We start from the raw sequence: 14,895 nt of genomic DNA on the forward strand, positions 1-14,895 counted from the left end.
AGCACGCCGCCAGCGTTCATCCTGAGCCAGGATCAAACTCTCCGTTGAAGTAAAACAAAAACAGACACAACCACAACAAATGGAAATAACACCCATCACGGCTGCAAAATTTGAAACCAGCTAAAAACACCAGGCCCATCCACGGGGTGGACAAACCCAGCACAATCAACCAATTTATAAAAAATCGGTATCAACAAACTTGGCACACTATTGAGTTCTCAAACAACAGACACATTCGAATATTCCCGGAACCAATTCAATGAATTTGTTTATTCCGTATTTCTTCGCTGCGATGTTTCAATCTTATTTCATTCATATTCACTTTTGCAAATCCGGTTATTTTCCCGGAATTCACTCGGTGGAATGAATCCGCCCAGCAAAATGAGAAGCAATTTCTTCAGTTCCACGGCCTGCGCGGTAAGAGTTGCTTCTCAGAAGTTGGGGTTTGTCGCCACTCAGCGGCGGCGACTCAGAAAACAATACACGCCCTCCAGCAGCCGTGCAAATCGGCTGCGGAAGGGCGTGCTTGCAGGACCCGAAGCTGCTAGGGAACCAGCACTTCAACGGTGGCCAGGTTCTTCTTGCCCCGGCGCAGGAGCAGGTACTGGCCGTGCAAAAGTTCGGACTCGGAGATCACGGCTTCGGGATCGGAGACCTTCTCGTTGTTCACGTAGGCACCCCCCTCGCCCACTGTCCGGCGGGCGGCAGACTTGCTCTCCGAAAGACCGGACGCCACCAGCAGGTCAATAATCCCCATCCCATCCACTTGGACTGTGGTGGAAGGAAGCTCGGAGGTGGCCGCCTGCAGGGTTGCCTTATCCAGTGCGGCCAGGTCGCCGTTCCCGAAAAGAGCGGCGGAAGCTGCAATGACCTTTTCCGTGGCGTCCACTCCGTGCACCAGGGAAGTCACTTCGAAAGCAAGCTTCCGCTGGCCTTCCCTGGCAAAGGGACGCTCGGCCACGGAAACGGCGATCTCTTCAATTTCGGTCCGCGTCAGGAAAGTGAACACCTTGAGCCGGTCCACCACGTCGGCATCCGCCGTGTTGAGCCAGAACTGGTAAAAGGCGTACGGGCTGCACATGCCGGCGTCCAGCCAGATGGCATTGCCCTCGCTCTTGCCGAACTTGGTTCCGTCGGAGTTGGTGATCAAGGGCGTTCCCAGGGCATGGACGCTCTTGCCCTCCACCTTACGGATCAGCTCGGTACCGCTGGTGAGGTTGCCCCACTGGTCCGAGCCGCCGGTCTGCAGCACACAGCCGTAGTCGCGGTAAAGCTGCAGGTAATCCATGCCCTGCAGGATCTGGTAGCTGAACTCCGTGTAGCTGATGCCCTCATCAGAGTTCAGGCGGGAGGCCACGGCGTCCTTGCGCAGCATGGTTCCCACCCTGAAGTGCTTGCCCACCTCGCGCAGGAAGTCGATGGCGCTCAACGGAGCGGTCCAGTCCAGGTTGTTCACGATCCTGGCCGCGTTGTCACCCTCGAAGCTGAGGAAGCGGCTGACCTGGGCCTGAAGGTAGCCAACCCACTCTGCCACCGTGTCCTTGGTGTTCAAGGTACGCTCCGCCGTCGGACGGGGATCACCAATCATGCCCGTGGAGCCACCCACCAGGCCAAGCGGCTTGTGACCGGCCAGCTGAAGACGCCGCATGACCAGGAGCTGGACAAGGTTTCCCAGGTGCAGGCTCGGCGCGGTGGGGTCGAAGCCGCAATAGTAGGTGACCGGCCCATTGGCGAGGAGCTTTTCCAGCTCTGCTTCGTCGGTGGAGACATGGACCAGCCCACGCCACTTCAATTCCTGCCAAATGTTGGCGAAAGTGGGGTCGTTGCGCTGCGGTTCGAGGTTGTTCAGTTCTGGCACGCTTCCTAAGTTAGCAGTAACGCTCCACAGCGGGTCAGCCGGCGATCCCGGCAGGCACGGGCTGCGAGGCAATCAGCCGCAGCCGCTGCGTGGCGCGGGTCATGGCCACGTACAGGTCCCCCACCTTGCCATGCTCGTGGTTGAGCATGACGGACGGTTCCAGGACCACGACGCCGTCGAACTCCAGGCCCTTTGCCTCGCGCGGGCTGATCACCACGATGTCCTGTTCGTAGCTGCCCGCGCCGGTGCCGATCCGGCGCCCGTACACGGTACGCAGCGCTGCGGTGGCCTCGGGCAGGAGGTCACCGTCGGCAATCACGGCGAGCAGGCCGCCGTCGAGCGCCTTGATTTCTTCCGGGAGGACCTCCACCAGCTTGCTGACCACTGCCCCTTGCCCGACTTCGTCGATGACGGGTCCCCAGCGGCCCTCCCGTACTGCCTTGGGCGCGGACACCACCAGACCGGCGGCGTTGGCCATCCTGACGGCTGCTTCAGCAATCTGGGATGGCGTGCGGTAGTTGACGGTGAGCTCCTCCAGCTGCCAGCGGTCGCCGAACATCGGGGCCAGTGCCCCCTGCCACGAATTGGCTCCGGCCACGGAACTGGTCTGCGCGATGTCGCCCACAATGGTGAAGGACTTCAGCGGGCAGCGCCGGACCAGCAGCCGCCACTGCATGGGTGAGAGTTCCTGCGCTTCATCCACCACGATGTGCCCGAAGGCCCAGGTGCGGTCGCTCGTGGCGCGTTCGGCGGCCGTCTGCCGGGCTTCCTGCTCCCGGTTCTGCTCGGCCAGTTCCTCCGCGGACATCAGCGGGTCCACGCCGGCGGCTTCCATGTTGACCAGGGTCTGCTTGGCATTGGCCAGGTCGCGGGCTCGGTCGTGCTCCTGCTGGGCCAGGCCGCGTCCGGCAGCCGGGTCCAGCTCGCCGAGAAGTTCGGCGGCCTCGTCCAGCAGCGGTACGTCGGATTCGGTCCAGGGGGCATCGGCTGGACGCTGCAGCAGTGCCCGCTCGGCCGGGGTCAGGTTGGGGGTGCAGAATTCCAGGATTTGCGGTTTGCTGAAGAGGTCTGAGATCAGCTTCTCGGGCGTCATGGGCATCCAGCACAGGTTCAGCGCGATCCGCACGTCCCGGGCAGTGCGGACATCCTCGGCAAGGTAGGAGCGGTCCGCATTGTTGCCGAGGTTGCCGGCTTCGACGAGTTCCGTCATCTGTTCGGTCAGTTCGCGCAGCAGGATCTTCACGAACGTGACGCGTGCCTCGTTGTACGGCTTTCCGGTGGCGCGGGCGCGTTCCCGCGCACGCCGGACCTGCCGGGGCGTCAGGGTGAGCTTGCGGCCGTCCACCTCGAGGATCCGGTTCTGGGCAGGGACGCGCATGCGGTTGGACACGGCGTTGGCCACGATGGCAGCCATGTCCAGGCGGCCCTTGATGGCGGCCACGTCCGCATCGGCTTCGGGCACGGCATTGATGCCGGGCATCAGGCGGCCCACGCTGGCCATGACAACGCCGGTCTCGCCGAGCGAGGGCAGCACCCGTTCGATGTATTTCATGAACGACGACGACGGCCCCACCAGCAGCACGCCTGCACTCTTGAGACGGTCACGGTGGGTGTACAGCAGGTAGGCGGCACGGTGCAGGGCCACGGCGGTCTTGCCGGTGCCCGGCCCGCCCTGGACCACGACGGCGCCGGAGATGGAGGACCGGATGATCCGGTCCTGTTCCGACTGGATGGTGCTGACGATGTCCGACATGCGGCCGGTCCGCTTGGAGTTCAGCGCAGCGAGCAGGGCGCCTTCGCCCTGCAGCGATTCGTCGTCCGTGAGCATGCCGGCGTCCAGGACGTCGTCCTCGATGGCCTTTACTTCGCGCCCCTGCAGGATCAGGTGCCGGCGGCGGCGTACGCCCTGCCGGTCGAAGGCTGTGGCCTGGTAGAAGTGGCCCGCCTCGGGTGCCCGCCAGTCCACCATCAGCCGCTGCAGGTCCTCCGTGGTGAGCCCAATGCGGCCAATGTACTGCGCCTCACCGGAGTCCAGGTCCAGCCGGCCGAAGACCAGCCGGTCATCCACCGCATCCAGCTGCGCCAGGCGGTCCTCATACAGTGCGGCGAACGCATCACGTTCGGAAACGTTCTGCATGGTGCCCACGGCTCCGGCGCGCCGGACCTGCGCCAGCTGGCGGCGCTTTTCCTCCCGGAGTTCCTCCAGCCGGGCATACAGGCCGGCTACATACTCCCGTTCGTGGGCCAATTCGGCGTCGTGCATTAACGTTCCCCTATCGCGAAAGACAGACCGTCCATTCTACAACCATTTCCGTTAACGCTTGTGAAACGTTGCAGCCGGTGACAGGCCTTCCTGCTGCTTGCGGATCCGGGGCTTGGCGGCCTTGTATTTGGAGACGGTGGGATCGCCGGTGAGCCAGAACCGCCAGGCGTATTCCTCCGATCCCCCGGCCCCGGCCACGCCCACCCTCGGACCGGAACTGACGGGACCGCTGGTGCCGGACGGAAGTTCCACGCCAAAAGGCGGAGCCAGCGCGTCCCGGCCGCTGTCCGCCGTCGTCAATCCCAGGGCTTTGGCAAGGCGGGCCGGACCGCTGGCCAGGTCGGCGGGACTTTTCGACGTCGGACGGCGCCGTTGTGCCAGTTCAAGGCCATCCACCACTTCGCCGGCGCGCAGCAGCAGGGCGGACGCGACGCCGGCCGGGCCGCAGACGATGTTGGTGCAGTGGTGCATCCCGTAGGTGAAGTAGACGTAGAGGTGCCCGGCGGGACCGAACATCGGGGCGTTGCGCGGGGTTGGACCGCGGTAGGTATGTGAGCCGGGGTCCGGGTGCAGGGAATCCTCGGGCCCAAGATACGCCTCCACCTCGGTGAGCCGGATGGACACGGAGCCCTCCCGGGACTGGTGCGTCAGGACGGCCCCCAGCAGTTGCGGAGCAAGCTCCCGGGCATCCCCGGACAGGAAACTCCGAAGCTGCCCGGTGTCCGAAGTACTTTCGTTCATTGCTTGACCTTACCCAGATGGGGGCTGCTTCAGCTCCCCGCAAGGGGGCCGGGCAAAGGATTGCGGCCCTCCACGGCCATGTCCGATTTCCGCTAGTACCGGCCGCGGCAGGCTGGCAGGATGGAGGAATGGACTTCTGGCAGCGCTACCGGGCAATCGATGCCCGCGACCCCCGGTTCGACGGCCAGTTCTTTACGGCCGTCCGCACCACGGGGATCTACTGCCGCCCCTCCTGCCCGGCCCGGACCCCCAAGGCGTCCAACGTGACGTTTTACGAGACGTCCGCCGCGGCACACGAGGCAGGCTACCGCGCCTGCAAACGCTGCCTGCCGGAGGCGGTGCCGGGCACGCCGGCCTGGAACGTGCGCCAGGACGTTGCGGGCCGGGCGATGCGGCTGATCAACGACGGCGTGATCAACCGGGACGGGGTTGCCGGTCTGGCGTCCCGCCTGGGCTATTCGCCCCGCCAGCTCAACCGGATCCTGGGACATGAGCTCGGCGCCGGTCCCCTGTCGCTGGCCCGGGCTGCAAGGGCCCAGACCGCGCGGACGCTGCTGGTGTCCACCTCCATGAAGCTGGCCGACATCGCCTTCGCCGCCGGCTTCAGCAGCGTGAGGCAGTTCAACGACACCATCGCCGAGGTGTTCGGCATGACCCCCACGGCCCTTCGCAATGCGGCTCCGGGCAGGTCGGCCCGGCACCCGGTGGCCGGCGGCGGCACGACAGCCCTGACCCTGGGACTGCCCTACCGCCCGCCGTTCGATCCGGGCATCTTCTCCTTCCTGGCCGTCCGCGCCCTCCCCGGGATAGAAGTGGGCACGCCCACCTCCTACGCCCGGACCCTGCGGCTCCCCCACGGGGACGCGCGCTTCCGGGTGGCGTACGACGGCGGCGCGCGGGAAGGGCAGCTCACCCTCACCGTGGGCGCGGTGGACCTTCGCGACCTGCCGGCGCTGCTGAGCCGCGTGCGGCGGCTGTTCGACCTGGACGCAGACCCGGAAGCGATTGACGCCGCCCTCGCCGCAGATCCGCGGCTTGCTGCCGCCGTTGCCTCCGCTCCCGGAATGCGGCTGCCGGGGGCGCTGGACCCGCAGGAGCTGCTGGTCCGGGCCATGGTGGGCCAGCAGGTCACAGTTGCAGCGGCTCGGACCGCACTGACCCAGCTGTCCGCGGCCGGCAGCCCCAGCAGTACCGCCGGCGACGGCCTGGACAGGCTTTTCCCCACGCCGGCCCAGATAGCCGCAGCAGAACATCTGCTGCGCGGGCCCAGGAGGCGGACCGAATCGCTGCTCCAGGCAGCATCAGCCATGGCCGCCGGAGAACTGGAGTTCGGTTATGGGGACGACCCCGCAAGCCTGGCCGCCAAACTGCTGCCCTTGCCGGGGGTGGGACCATGGACCGCAGGGTACGTCGCCATGCGGGTCCTGGGCGCCCCGGACGTCTTCCTTGCCAATGACGCGGCCGTGCGGAACGGGATCCACGCACTCGATAATGGTGACGGCACCCTGAGCCCTGATTTCCGGGAAACCAGCCCGTGGCGCTCCTACGCCACCATGCACCTGTGGCGCGCCGCGGCACAGCCCGCACTGACAACAACCGTTCCCGCGAAAGGGATGCCATGAAATCGCAACTGATGCAGCTGTCCACCCCGGACGGACCCTTCACCGTCCTTGCCCGCGATGGTGTGGTCCTCGCTTCGGGCTGGACGGCAGGCCTTGCGGAACTGACCGGACAGGTCCATCCCGCACTGCGGCCCGACGCCGTGGAGGAGGTGACGGACCTCGGCGGGATCTCAGCCGCCGTCGAAGCCTTCTACTCAGGCGATCCCATGCCAGCCATGGCGGTCCCGGTCCTGCAGCAGTCCGGCCCGTTCCGCGCCCATGCGTGGGACGTGCTGCGCCAAGTCAAACCCGGCTTACCCGTCACGTACACGGAGTACGCGGCCCTGGCGGGCAACCCGCGTGCAGTGCGGGCCGCGGCCAGCGCGTGTGCATTCAATGCGGCGGCGTTGTTCGTGCCGTGCCACCGCGTGATCCGGACCGATGGCTCCCTGGGCGGCTTCCGCTGGGGCCTGCGCATCAAGGAGAGCCTGCTGGCCCGCGAGGCCGCCTAGTTCTACCGTGCGTGCAGTACTACTTCGGTTCCGGCAGCGCCGAGGGCCATGGCAGCAGGGCGGGAAGGTCGGTGCCGTCCCCCGCGGCAGTGGCCCGGAGGCTGTCCAGTGACGGCTTCCGCCCCGCAAGCCAGGCGGCGATGTCCGTGACCATGCCGCTGACGACGACGGTGCTGCCGCCGGCGCCGAGGGCCAGCGGCGGAAGTGCCACTGGCTGCAGGACCAGCCGGGTTTCGGCCGGAACACGGGCGGCCAGGAAATCGAAGAGGTGCGAGCAGAATTCCCGGTTCCAGGTTTCGGGTCCCGTGCCGCTGTCCAGGTCCGCGGTGTGGATGACCAGCTCGCGCCAGAGCGCCAGGCCGGCATCGAAGATGACGCCGTCGCGGAACGCGATGCGCGTCTGCCACTCGTCCTCACCCAGCGAGTCGAAGGCAGCCAGTGCGCGCTGCAGCGCAGCGTCGACGTCCGCCCGGTGCTGCTCGAGGCTGTGCCCGGCGGCGAGGTCGATGGCGCGGTTGCGGGCTTCCACGCCGCCGTCGTAAAGCTCCACCGTTTCGCCGCGGCGGCCGTACTCCACCTGCCGGGCCAGGGCGTCGCAGATTCCTGCGATGTGCGCCAGAAGGTGGCCGCGGCTCCAGCCGGGAAGGGTGGACGGAGCGGTTTCACCGCCGTCGGGAATGCGGTCCAGCCCGGCGGTCAGGGCGTCGGCTGCCTTGTGCAGTTCAGCCAGGAGCACGGCAGGGGAAGGAGAGGTCATGCGGCCAGCCTAGCGGAGCAGCCGCTGAGCACGGCGCCTATTCCAGCGGCGTTCCGTCCGGCCCCACACGGTGCCGGACGTGGTTGCCGTCGTTGCTGGCCTGCCAGAACTCAATCTCGACGGGCTGAAGGGCGTAGAGCTGCCAGTGTGGATTGTCGCTGCCGTCGGCCCGGGGCCGCTCGTGCCAATCCACGGCCGAGGCTTCCGCGGAGAGCACCGCCACGGTGCCGACAACCCGGACCTGTCGTCCCATGCCCGGCCAGTAGAAGTTCATGGCGGCACGTGGCTCGGCGGCCAGTTCCCGGCCCTTGCGGGAGGTGCGGGACGTGGCAAAGTGCCAGCCGTCGTCGTCAATGTTCTTCAGGATCAGCATCCGCGAGGACGGCTGCTGCCCTCCCCCGGATGCCGCGCCCACCGTGGCCAGGCTGAACGCGTGCGGCTGCTGCTCCCCCGCGTCCAGCGCCTCGTCCAGCCACTGCTTGAAGAGCAGGGCGGGATCCTGCGGCGCGTTGGCGGGGTCAAAGCCGGGCAGGTCGGACGGAAAGTCGGGAAGGGTGCGAAGGAACTTGCGGAAGGTTTCGCTCATGTGCCCAGCCTAACGAGGACCTGTCACGCCAACGCCAACGCCCGCTCAGTTGATGCATGAAAATCGCCAACGCCCGCTCACCTTCTTTAGGAAAGTGAGCGGGCGTTGCCCCAAATAGTGCAGGACGTGAGCGGGCGTCCTAGCCGGCGTACTCCCGGACGCCCGCGAGCTCGCCTTCCAGCGCGGCAAGCTGGCGTTCGACGGCGGCCGGTGCCGTGCCGCCCTGGGAGTTGCGGCTGTTGAGCGACCCCTCCGTGGACAGGACCGTGCGGACCTCGGGGGTGAGGTGCGCGGAGATGGCCGCGTACTCTTCGTCGGTAAGGTCCCACAGCTCCACGCCGCGGGATTCCGCCTGCTTGACGGCGGCACCGGAGAGTTCGTGCGCCTCGCGGAACGGGACGCCCTGGCGGACCAGCCATTCGGCGATGTCGGTTGCCAGCGCGAAGCCCTGGGGGGCCAGTGACTCCATCCGCTCGGTGTTGAACTTCAAAGTGGCGATCATGCCGGACACGGCCGGGAGCAGCAGCTCCAGGGTGTCGGCGGCGTCGAACACCGGCTCCTTGTCCTCCTGCAGGTCGCGGTTGTACGCCAGCGGCAGGCCCTTGAGCGTGGCCAGCAGCCCCGTCAGGTTGCCGATCAGGCGCCCCGCCTTGCCGCGGGCGAGTTCCGCCACGTCCGGGTTCTTCTTCTGGGGCATGATGGATGACCCCGTGGAGTACGAATCATGCAGCGTGACGAAGGAGAACTCCTTGGTGGCCCAGAAGATGACTTCCTCCGAGATCCGCGACAGGTCCACGCCGATCATGGAGCACACCCAGGCGAACTCGGCGAAGACGTCGCGCGACGCGGTGCCGTCGATCGAGTTGTGCACGGCCGAGTAGAAACCCAGGTCCGCAGCCACGGCCTCCGGGTCGAGGCCCAGCGAGGACCCGGCCAGTGCGCCGGAACCGTAGGGCGAAACTCCTGCCCGCTTGTCCCAGTCCTGGAGCCGCTGCACGTCGCGCAGCAGGGCCCAGGCGTGGGCCAGCAGGTGGTGGCTGAGCAGGACCGGCTGGGCGTGCTGCAGGTGCGTGCGGCCGGGCATGGCGACGCCGTGGTGGGCCTTGGCCTGCTCCACCAGCGCGTCCACCGTATCCAGCACGCCGCGGGCGATGATCCGGGCGTGGTCGCGCAGGAACATCCGGCCCAGGGTGGCCACCTGGTCGTTGCGGGACCGGCCGGCGCGGAGCTTGCCGCCCAGCTGGGCACCGGCCCGTTCGATCAGCCCGCGTTCCAGCGACCCATGCACGTCCTCATCGGACTCGGCCGGCAGGTAGGCGCCTGAGGCCACGTCCTCGTCCAGCTGCGTCAACGCTGCGAGCATGCCTTCCAGCTCGGCGTCGTCCAGCAGCCCGGCCTTGTGCAGCACGCGGGCGTGCGCCTTGGACCCGGCAATGTCGTAGCGCGCCAGCCGCCAGTCGAAGTGCGTGGACTTGCTCAGCGCCGCGAGGGCGTCAGCGGGGCCGCCGGCGAATCGGCCGCCCCACAGCGCACCCGCATTTGTGGCTTCGGTCTTTTGCTCAGCCACAGGGGCTACTTCCCTGCGACCCGGATGTCGCGGCCCGAGGCAACCTTGGCGGACATGCCCCACAGCTCAATGAAGCCCTTGGCCTGGGACTGGTCGAAGGTGTCGCCGGTGTCATAGGTGGCCAGCGAGAAGTCGTACAGCGAGGTGTCGGAGCGGCGGCCGTTGACGATGGCCTGGCCGCCGTGCAGGGTCATGCGGATGTCGCCGGAGACGTACTTCTGGGTGTCCTCGATGAAGGCGTCCAGGGAGCGCTTGAGCGGGGAGAACCACTGGCCGTCGTAGACCAGCTCGGCCCAGCGCTGGCCAACGGTGGCCTTGAAGCGCGCCTGCTCACGCTCAACCGTGATGTCTTCGAGGTGCTTGTGCGCGGTGATCAGCGCCATGGCGCCCGGAGCTTCGTAGATCTCACGGGACTTGATGCCCACCAGGCGGTCCTCGACGACGTCGATGCGGCCCACGCCCTGTGCGCCGGCGCGGCGGTTGAGTTCCTTGATGGCCTGCAGCGGGGTGACCTTGACGTCGTCGATCGCTACCGGAACGCCGGCTTCGAAGGAGATGGTGACCTCATCCGGCGCCGGCGGGAACTCCGGGGTGGCGGTGTAGTCGTAGATGTCCTTGGTGGGCGCGTTCCAGATGTCCTCGAGGTAGCCCGTCTCCACGGCGCGTCCCCAGACGTTCTGGTCGATGGAGTACGGGTTCTTCTTGGTGGTCTCGATGGGCAGTCCCTTTTCCTCGGCGAAGGCGATGGCCTTGTCGCGGGTCAGGGCGAGGTCGCGGACCGGTGCGATGCACTTCAGGTCCGGGCCCAGGGTCTGGATGCCGACTTCAAAGCGGACCTGGTCGTTGCCCTTGCCCGTGCAGCCGTGGGCCACGGTGGTGGCGCCGAATTCGCGGGCGGCCTTCACCAGGTGCTTGACGATGACGGGGCGGGAGATGGCGGACACCAGCGGGTAGTGGCCCTGGTAGAGGGCGTTGGCCTTCAGCGTGGGCACGCAGTACTCGTTGGCGAACTCGTCCGACGCGTCGGCTACGTAGGCCTCCACGGCGCCGCAGCCCAGGGCGCGCTGGCGGATGGTTTCCAGCGATTCGCCACCCTGTCCGACGTCGACCGCCACGGCGATGACCTCGGCACCGGTGGCTTCACCGATCCAGCCGATGGCGACGGACGTGTCCAGGCCGCCGGAGTAGGCCAGCACAATGCGTTCAGTCACTTTAGATGCTCCTTGTTGGGATTGGTTGATTCGTTGTCTTCAAGCTTATTGCCCGGCTTCCTCAGCCATTTGCAGGAAGCGGGCTGCCAGGTCCGGGCCGCCCAGCGGGTCGCGGGAGACCAGCAGGACGGTGTCGTCACCGGCGATGGTGCCCAGGATGGACGGCATCACCGAATGGTCGATGGCCAGGGCCAGGAAGTTCGCAGCTCCCGGCGGGGTGCGGAGAACGGCGATGTTGGCGGAGGCTTCGGCGGTGACCAGCAGTTCGCTGCAGAGCCGGGCCAGCCGCGCGTCCAGGATTTCCTGGGTCACGCCGCTCTTGGCGGCCCGTTCGCCGCCTTCGCCGGGGACGGCGTAGACCAGAACGCCTTCCTTTCCGCGGACGCGGACAGCGCCCAGCTCCACCAGGTCGCGGGAGAGCGTGGCCTGGGTGACCTGTACGCCGTCGTCCGCGAGCAACGCCGCAAGCTCAGCCTGGGAACGCACGGACTGCCCGGTGAGGATGGCGGTGATGCGCGCCTGCCGGGCGGTCTTGGTGGCCGGGCTGGTGCCCGGAGTGGACGGCTGGGCGGACACTAGAACGTGCTCTCTCCGGTGCCTTCGACGGGGGAAAGGCCATCGACGAAGGCCAGGCCTGAGCGGTGCATCAGCCATGCCATCAGCGCCTTCTGGGCGTGCAGCCGGTTTTCCGCCTCGTCCCAGACGATGGACTGCGGGCCGTCGATGACGTCGGCGGAAATCTCGTAGCCCCGGTAGGCCGGGAGGCAGTGAAGCACGACGGCGTCATCCGCAGCGAGTGCCATGGCGTCCGAGTCGACGGAGTAGTCCCGGAAGAGCTGCATCCGGGCTTCCTTTTCGGCTTCCTGTCCCATGGATACCCAGGTGTCGGTGGCGACGACGTCGGCCCCCTTCAGCGCTTCCTTGGCATCGGTAGTGATGAGGACTGAACCACCGGTTTCGGCCGCGCGTTCCTCTGCCGCCGCCACGATCTCCGCGGCCGGCAGGTAGCCCTCCGGCCCCGCAATGCGGACATGCATGCCGGCGGTGACCCCGGCCAACAGGTAGGAGTTGGCCATGTTGTTGGCGGCGTCGCCCAGGTAGCTCATGGTGAGCCCCTTGAGGTTGCCCTTGTGTTCCTTCACGGCCAGCAGGTCGGCCAGGAGCTGGCACGGGTGGTAGTCATCGCACAGGGCGTTGATGACCGGAACCTTGGAGTTCTCCGCCATGGCCACCAGGCCGGCGTGCGGGCCGGTGCGCCACACGATGGTGGAGACCATCCGTTCGAGCACCTTGGCGGTGTCCTCCACGGACTCCTTGTGCCCGATCTGCGCCTCGCCGGGGTTGATGATCAGGGCGTTGCCACCCATGTCCGCAATGCCCGTGGCGAACGAGACACGGGTCCGGGTGGAGGTCTTGTCGAAGATCACGGCCACGGTCTTGCGGCCGCTGCCCTGCGCGGCGAATGGCTGGACGCTGTAGGGGGCAGCCTTCATGCGGGCGGCGAGCTCAAGGACTTCGGCCTGTTCGGCGGGGCTGAGGTCGGTGTCCTTGAGGAAGTGCCGGGTTGCGGTGGTCACTGGGCGTCCTTAGCGGTCTGGAGGATTGCCGGGAATGCGGCGAGGAATGTGTCGGCCTGTGCCGTGGTGAGGATCAGCGGCGGTGCCAGCCGGATGGTGCGCGGGCCCGGGCTGTTGACGATGAACCCCGCATCGAGGCCGGCCTGCACCACGGCGGGAGCTACGTCGGCGTCGAGATCGAACCCGATCAGCAGCCCTTCACCCCGGACCTCGGTGACCCCGGGGATGGCGGCCAGCGCAGAGCGCAGATGCTCCCCCACCGCCGTGGCGTTGGCCAGGACGTTCTGGCTTTCGAGGGCGTGGAGGGTGGCGAGGGCGGCTGCTGTGGCCACAGGGTTTCCGCCGAAAGTGGTGCCGTGCTGGCCGGCGGACAACAACGACGACGTCCCCTCACCAAAGGTGATCAGGGCACCGATCGGGAAACCACCGCCCAGTCCCTTGGCCAACGTGATGGCGTCCGGGACAATCCCGGCGTCCTCGCTGGCGAGCCACTTGCCGGTCCGTCCGATTCCGGTCTGGACCTCGTCCAGGATCAGCAGGGCACCGGTCCTTGCGGTCACCTCCCGCGCAGCCTTCAGGTAGCCCGGCGGCAGCGGCCGGACACCGGCTTCACCCTGGATGGGTTCCAGGAACACGGCCGCCACGGTTTCGTCCACTGCTGCCTTGAGTGCTTCCACGTCCCCGAACGGGATGTGGACCACGCCGCCGGGCAGCGGCTCGAAGGGTGCCCGGTATGCTTCCTTGGCCGTGAGCGCCAGAGCTCCCATGGTCCGGCCGTGGAAGGCCCCCTCGAGGGCGATGATTTTAGTCCGCTTCACCGGCCCCTCGCCGGTGTTGCGGCGGGCCAGCTTGAAGGCGGCCTCGTTGGCTTCCGTGCCGGAGTTGCTGAAGAACACCTTGGAGCCGGCGGGAGCGTGGGCCAGTTCCAGGAGTTTTTCGGCCAGTGCCACCTGGGTGGGGCTGGTGAAGAAGTTGGAGACGTGGCCCAGGGTGGCCAATTGGCTGGCAATCACTGATGTCACGAAGGGGTGCGCGTGGCCCAGGGCGTTCACGGCAATGCCGCCCAGCAGGTCCAGGTACTCCTTGCCGTCGGCGTCCCACACCAGGCAGCCTGCGCCGCGGACCAAGACGCGCTGGGGCGTGCCGAAGACGTTCATGAGGGAGCTGGAGTAGCGGGAAAGCCACTCGGAGCCCGCGTGGCCGGCAGTCTCCACCAGCTCGGTCACTGATGATTTTTCCATCGTGTTCATCCGTTGATCTCCTCGTCCGGAACTACCTGGGTGCCGATGCCCGCCGTCGTAAATGTTTCAAGAAGCATGGAGTGGGCCAGACGGCCGTCCACGATGTGTGCCCGTTCAACGCCCTCGTCAACGGCCTTGAGGCAGGCAGCCATCTTGGGGATCATTCCTGATTCGAGCCTGGGCAGCATCTGCCGCAGCTCCGAGGCGGTGAGGGATGAGATCAGCGAGGACTTGTCCGGCCAGTTGGCGTAGAGGCCCTCGACGTCGGTCAGGATCACCAGTTTGGAGGCGCCCAGCGCCGAGGCGACGGCGGCCGCTGCAGTGTCCGCATTGACGTTCAGGACCTGGCCGGTGGGCTGGAAACGGGCAGTACCCGCCACGCCCTCTCCGCCGTCGACAATTTCCGGGGCCACCGTGGAGATCACCGGAATGCGCCCTGCGTCGAGGATGTCAACGATGCCGGCGGGGTCCACGCCCACCACCTCGCCCACCAGGCCGAGGTCAACCTCTTCGCCGTCCACCACGGTGCCGGTGCGCACGGCGCGAAGCAGTCCGCCGTCTTCGCCAGACATGCCGACGGCGTAGGGCCCGTGGGAGTTGATCAGGCCCACCAGTTCGCGTCCCACCTGGCCGGTGAGGACCATGCGGACCACGTCCATGGCTTCGGGGGTGGTGACGCGGAGGCCGCCCTTGAACTCGGATTCAATGCCCAGCCGGCCCAGCATGGAGTTGATCTGTGGGCCGCCGCCGTGGACCACCACGGGGTGGATGCCTACGTGGTGGAGGAAGACGATGTCTTCGGCGAAGGCGCGGCGCAGTTCGTCGTTGACCATGGCATTGCCGCCGTACTTGACCACCATGGTGGTTCCGGCGAACCGCTGGATCCAGGGCAGCGCCTCGATCAGGGTTGCCGCCTTGTCCTGGGCAGCGGACATGCTGGTGGTTTCACGCGTCTGGGTGTTCATGTTGTCACTTTCCACA

At 66.9% G+C, this 14,895-nt stretch carries 13 protein-coding genes; 2 read left to right on the plus strand and 11 right to left on the minus strand.

Translation table 11 applies throughout. The features are described from left to right. Positions 1–544: 544 nt before the first annotated feature. The 3 genes from tyrS to ACR65K_RS06920 are packed head-to-tail and all read right to left on the minus strand — an operon-like array spanning position 545 to position 4,862. Complete coding sequence (gene tyrS, locus ACR65K_RS06910; protein ID WP_440151936.1) at positions 545–1,858, minus strand: tyrosine--tRNA ligase; 1,314 nt, start codon at positions 1,856–1,858, stop codon at positions 545–547. Positions 1,859–1,892: 34 nt separating this feature from the next. Then, positions 1,893–4,121 carry a HelD family protein gene (locus ACR65K_RS06915; protein WP_440151937.1) on the minus strand — a complete coding sequence of 743 codons (2,229 nt, stop codon included), beginning with the start codon at positions 4,119–4,121 and terminating at the stop codon, positions 1,893–1,895. A 51-nt stretch (positions 4,122–4,172) separates the two neighbouring features. Beyond that, entirely contained in the window at positions 4,173–4,862 is a 690-nt protein-coding gene (locus ACR65K_RS06920; RefSeq protein WP_440151938.1) for a DNA-3-methyladenine glycosylase, read from the minus strand. Between the two features lie 128 nt (positions 4,863–4,990). Here ACR65K_RS06920 and ACR65K_RS06925 point away from each other — a divergent pair, with 128 nt between their 5' ends. Together ACR65K_RS06925 and ACR65K_RS06930 are read left to right on the plus strand one after the other, a co-directional pair. Further along, entirely contained in the window at positions 4,991–6,484 is a 1,494-nt protein-coding gene (locus ACR65K_RS06925) for an AlkA N-terminal domain-containing protein (protein WP_440151939.1), read from the plus strand. Next, entirely contained in the window at positions 6,481–6,975 is a 495-nt protein-coding gene (locus ACR65K_RS06930; protein ID WP_440151940.1) for a methylated-DNA--[protein]-cysteine S-methyltransferase, read from the plus strand. Before ACR65K_RS06925 ends, ACR65K_RS06930 begins: the two co-directional genes overlap by 4 nt. Positions 6,976–6,994: 19 nt before the next feature. Here ACR65K_RS06930 and ACR65K_RS06935 read toward each other — a convergent pair whose 3' ends face one another. From ACR65K_RS06935 to argB, 8 genes are all read right to left on the minus strand, one after another. Beyond that, complete coding sequence (locus ACR65K_RS06935) at positions 6,995–7,732, minus strand: maleylpyruvate isomerase family mycothiol-dependent enzyme (RefSeq protein WP_056338231.1); 738 nt, start codon at positions 7,730–7,732, stop codon at positions 6,995–6,997. Positions 7,733–7,769: 37 nt separating this feature from the next. Further along, positions 7,770–8,318: a pyridoxine/pyridoxamine 5'-phosphate oxidase gene (locus ACR65K_RS06940; protein WP_440151942.1), complete on the minus strand. Its 549-nt coding sequence runs from the start codon at positions 8,316–8,318 to the stop codon at positions 7,770–7,772. A gap of 139 nt (positions 8,319–8,457) precedes the next feature. Further along, a complete protein-coding gene (gene argH / locus ACR65K_RS06945; protein ID WP_440151944.1) occupies positions 8,458–9,885 on the minus strand; it encodes an argininosuccinate lyase in 1,428 nt (475 codons plus the stop codon). A gap of 5 nt (positions 9,886–9,890) precedes the next feature. Beyond that, on the minus strand, positions 9,891–11,096 hold the full coding sequence (locus ACR65K_RS06950; RefSeq protein ID WP_440151945.1) for an argininosuccinate synthase: 1,206 nt from the start codon (positions 11,094–11,096) through the stop codon (positions 9,891–9,893). Between the two features lie 45 nt (positions 11,097–11,141). Then, a complete protein-coding gene (locus ACR65K_RS06955; RefSeq protein ID WP_056338242.1) occupies positions 11,142–11,672 on the minus strand; it encodes an arginine repressor in 531 nt (176 codons plus the stop codon). Then, positions 11,672–12,673: an ornithine carbamoyltransferase gene (gene argF, locus ACR65K_RS06960; RefSeq protein WP_056338245.1), complete on the minus strand. Its 1,002-nt coding sequence runs from the start codon at positions 12,671–12,673 to the stop codon at positions 11,672–11,674. Before argF ends, ACR65K_RS06955 begins: the two co-directional genes overlap by 1 nt. Continuing rightward, positions 12,670–13,923, minus strand: coding sequence for an acetylornithine transaminase (locus tag ACR65K_RS06965; RefSeq protein WP_440151946.1), 1,254 nt, complete (start codon positions 13,921–13,923; stop codon positions 12,670–12,672). Before ACR65K_RS06965 ends, argF begins: the two co-directional genes overlap by 4 nt. Next, entirely contained in the window at positions 13,920–14,879 is a 960-nt protein-coding gene (gene argB / locus ACR65K_RS06970; protein WP_142030870.1) for an acetylglutamate kinase, read from the minus strand. Before argB ends, ACR65K_RS06965 begins: the two co-directional genes overlap by 4 nt. Positions 14,880–14,895 lie beyond the last annotated feature (16 nt).

This window comes from Arthrobacter sp. SAFR-179 (assembly GCF_059414945.1).

Bases quoted from the DNA above. Each gene is read 5' to 3' on its own strand.
- ACR65K_RS06915 (WP_440151937.1), bottom strand. From the start codon at position 4,121: ATGCACGACGCCGAATTGGCCCACGAACGGGAGTATGTAGCCGGCCTG.
- ACR65K_RS06920 (WP_440151938.1), bottom strand. From the start codon at position 4,862: ATGAACGAAAGTACTTCGGACACCGGGCAGCTTCGGAGTTTCCTGTCC.
- ACR65K_RS06925 (WP_440151939.1), top strand. From the start codon at position 4,991: ATGGACTTCTGGCAGCGCTACCGGGCAATCGATGCCCGCGACCCCCGG.
- ACR65K_RS06930 (WP_440151940.1), top strand. From the start codon at position 6,481: ATGAAATCGCAACTGATGCAGCTGTCCACCCCGGACGGACCCTTCACC.
- ACR65K_RS06935 (WP_056338231.1), bottom strand. From the start codon at position 7,732: ATGACCTCTCCTTCCCCTGCCGTGCTCCTGGCTGAACTGCACAAGGCA.
- ACR65K_RS06940 (WP_440151942.1), bottom strand. From the start codon at position 8,318: ATGAGCGAAACCTTCCGCAAGTTCCTTCGCACCCTTCCCGACTTTCCG.
- ACR65K_RS06965 (WP_440151946.1), bottom strand. From the start codon at position 13,923: ATGAACACGATGGAAAAATCATCAGTGACCGAGCTGGTGGAGACTGCC.
- argB (WP_142030870.1), bottom strand. From the start codon at position 14,879: ATGAACACCCAGACGCGTGAAACCACCAGCATGTCCGCTGCCCAGGAC.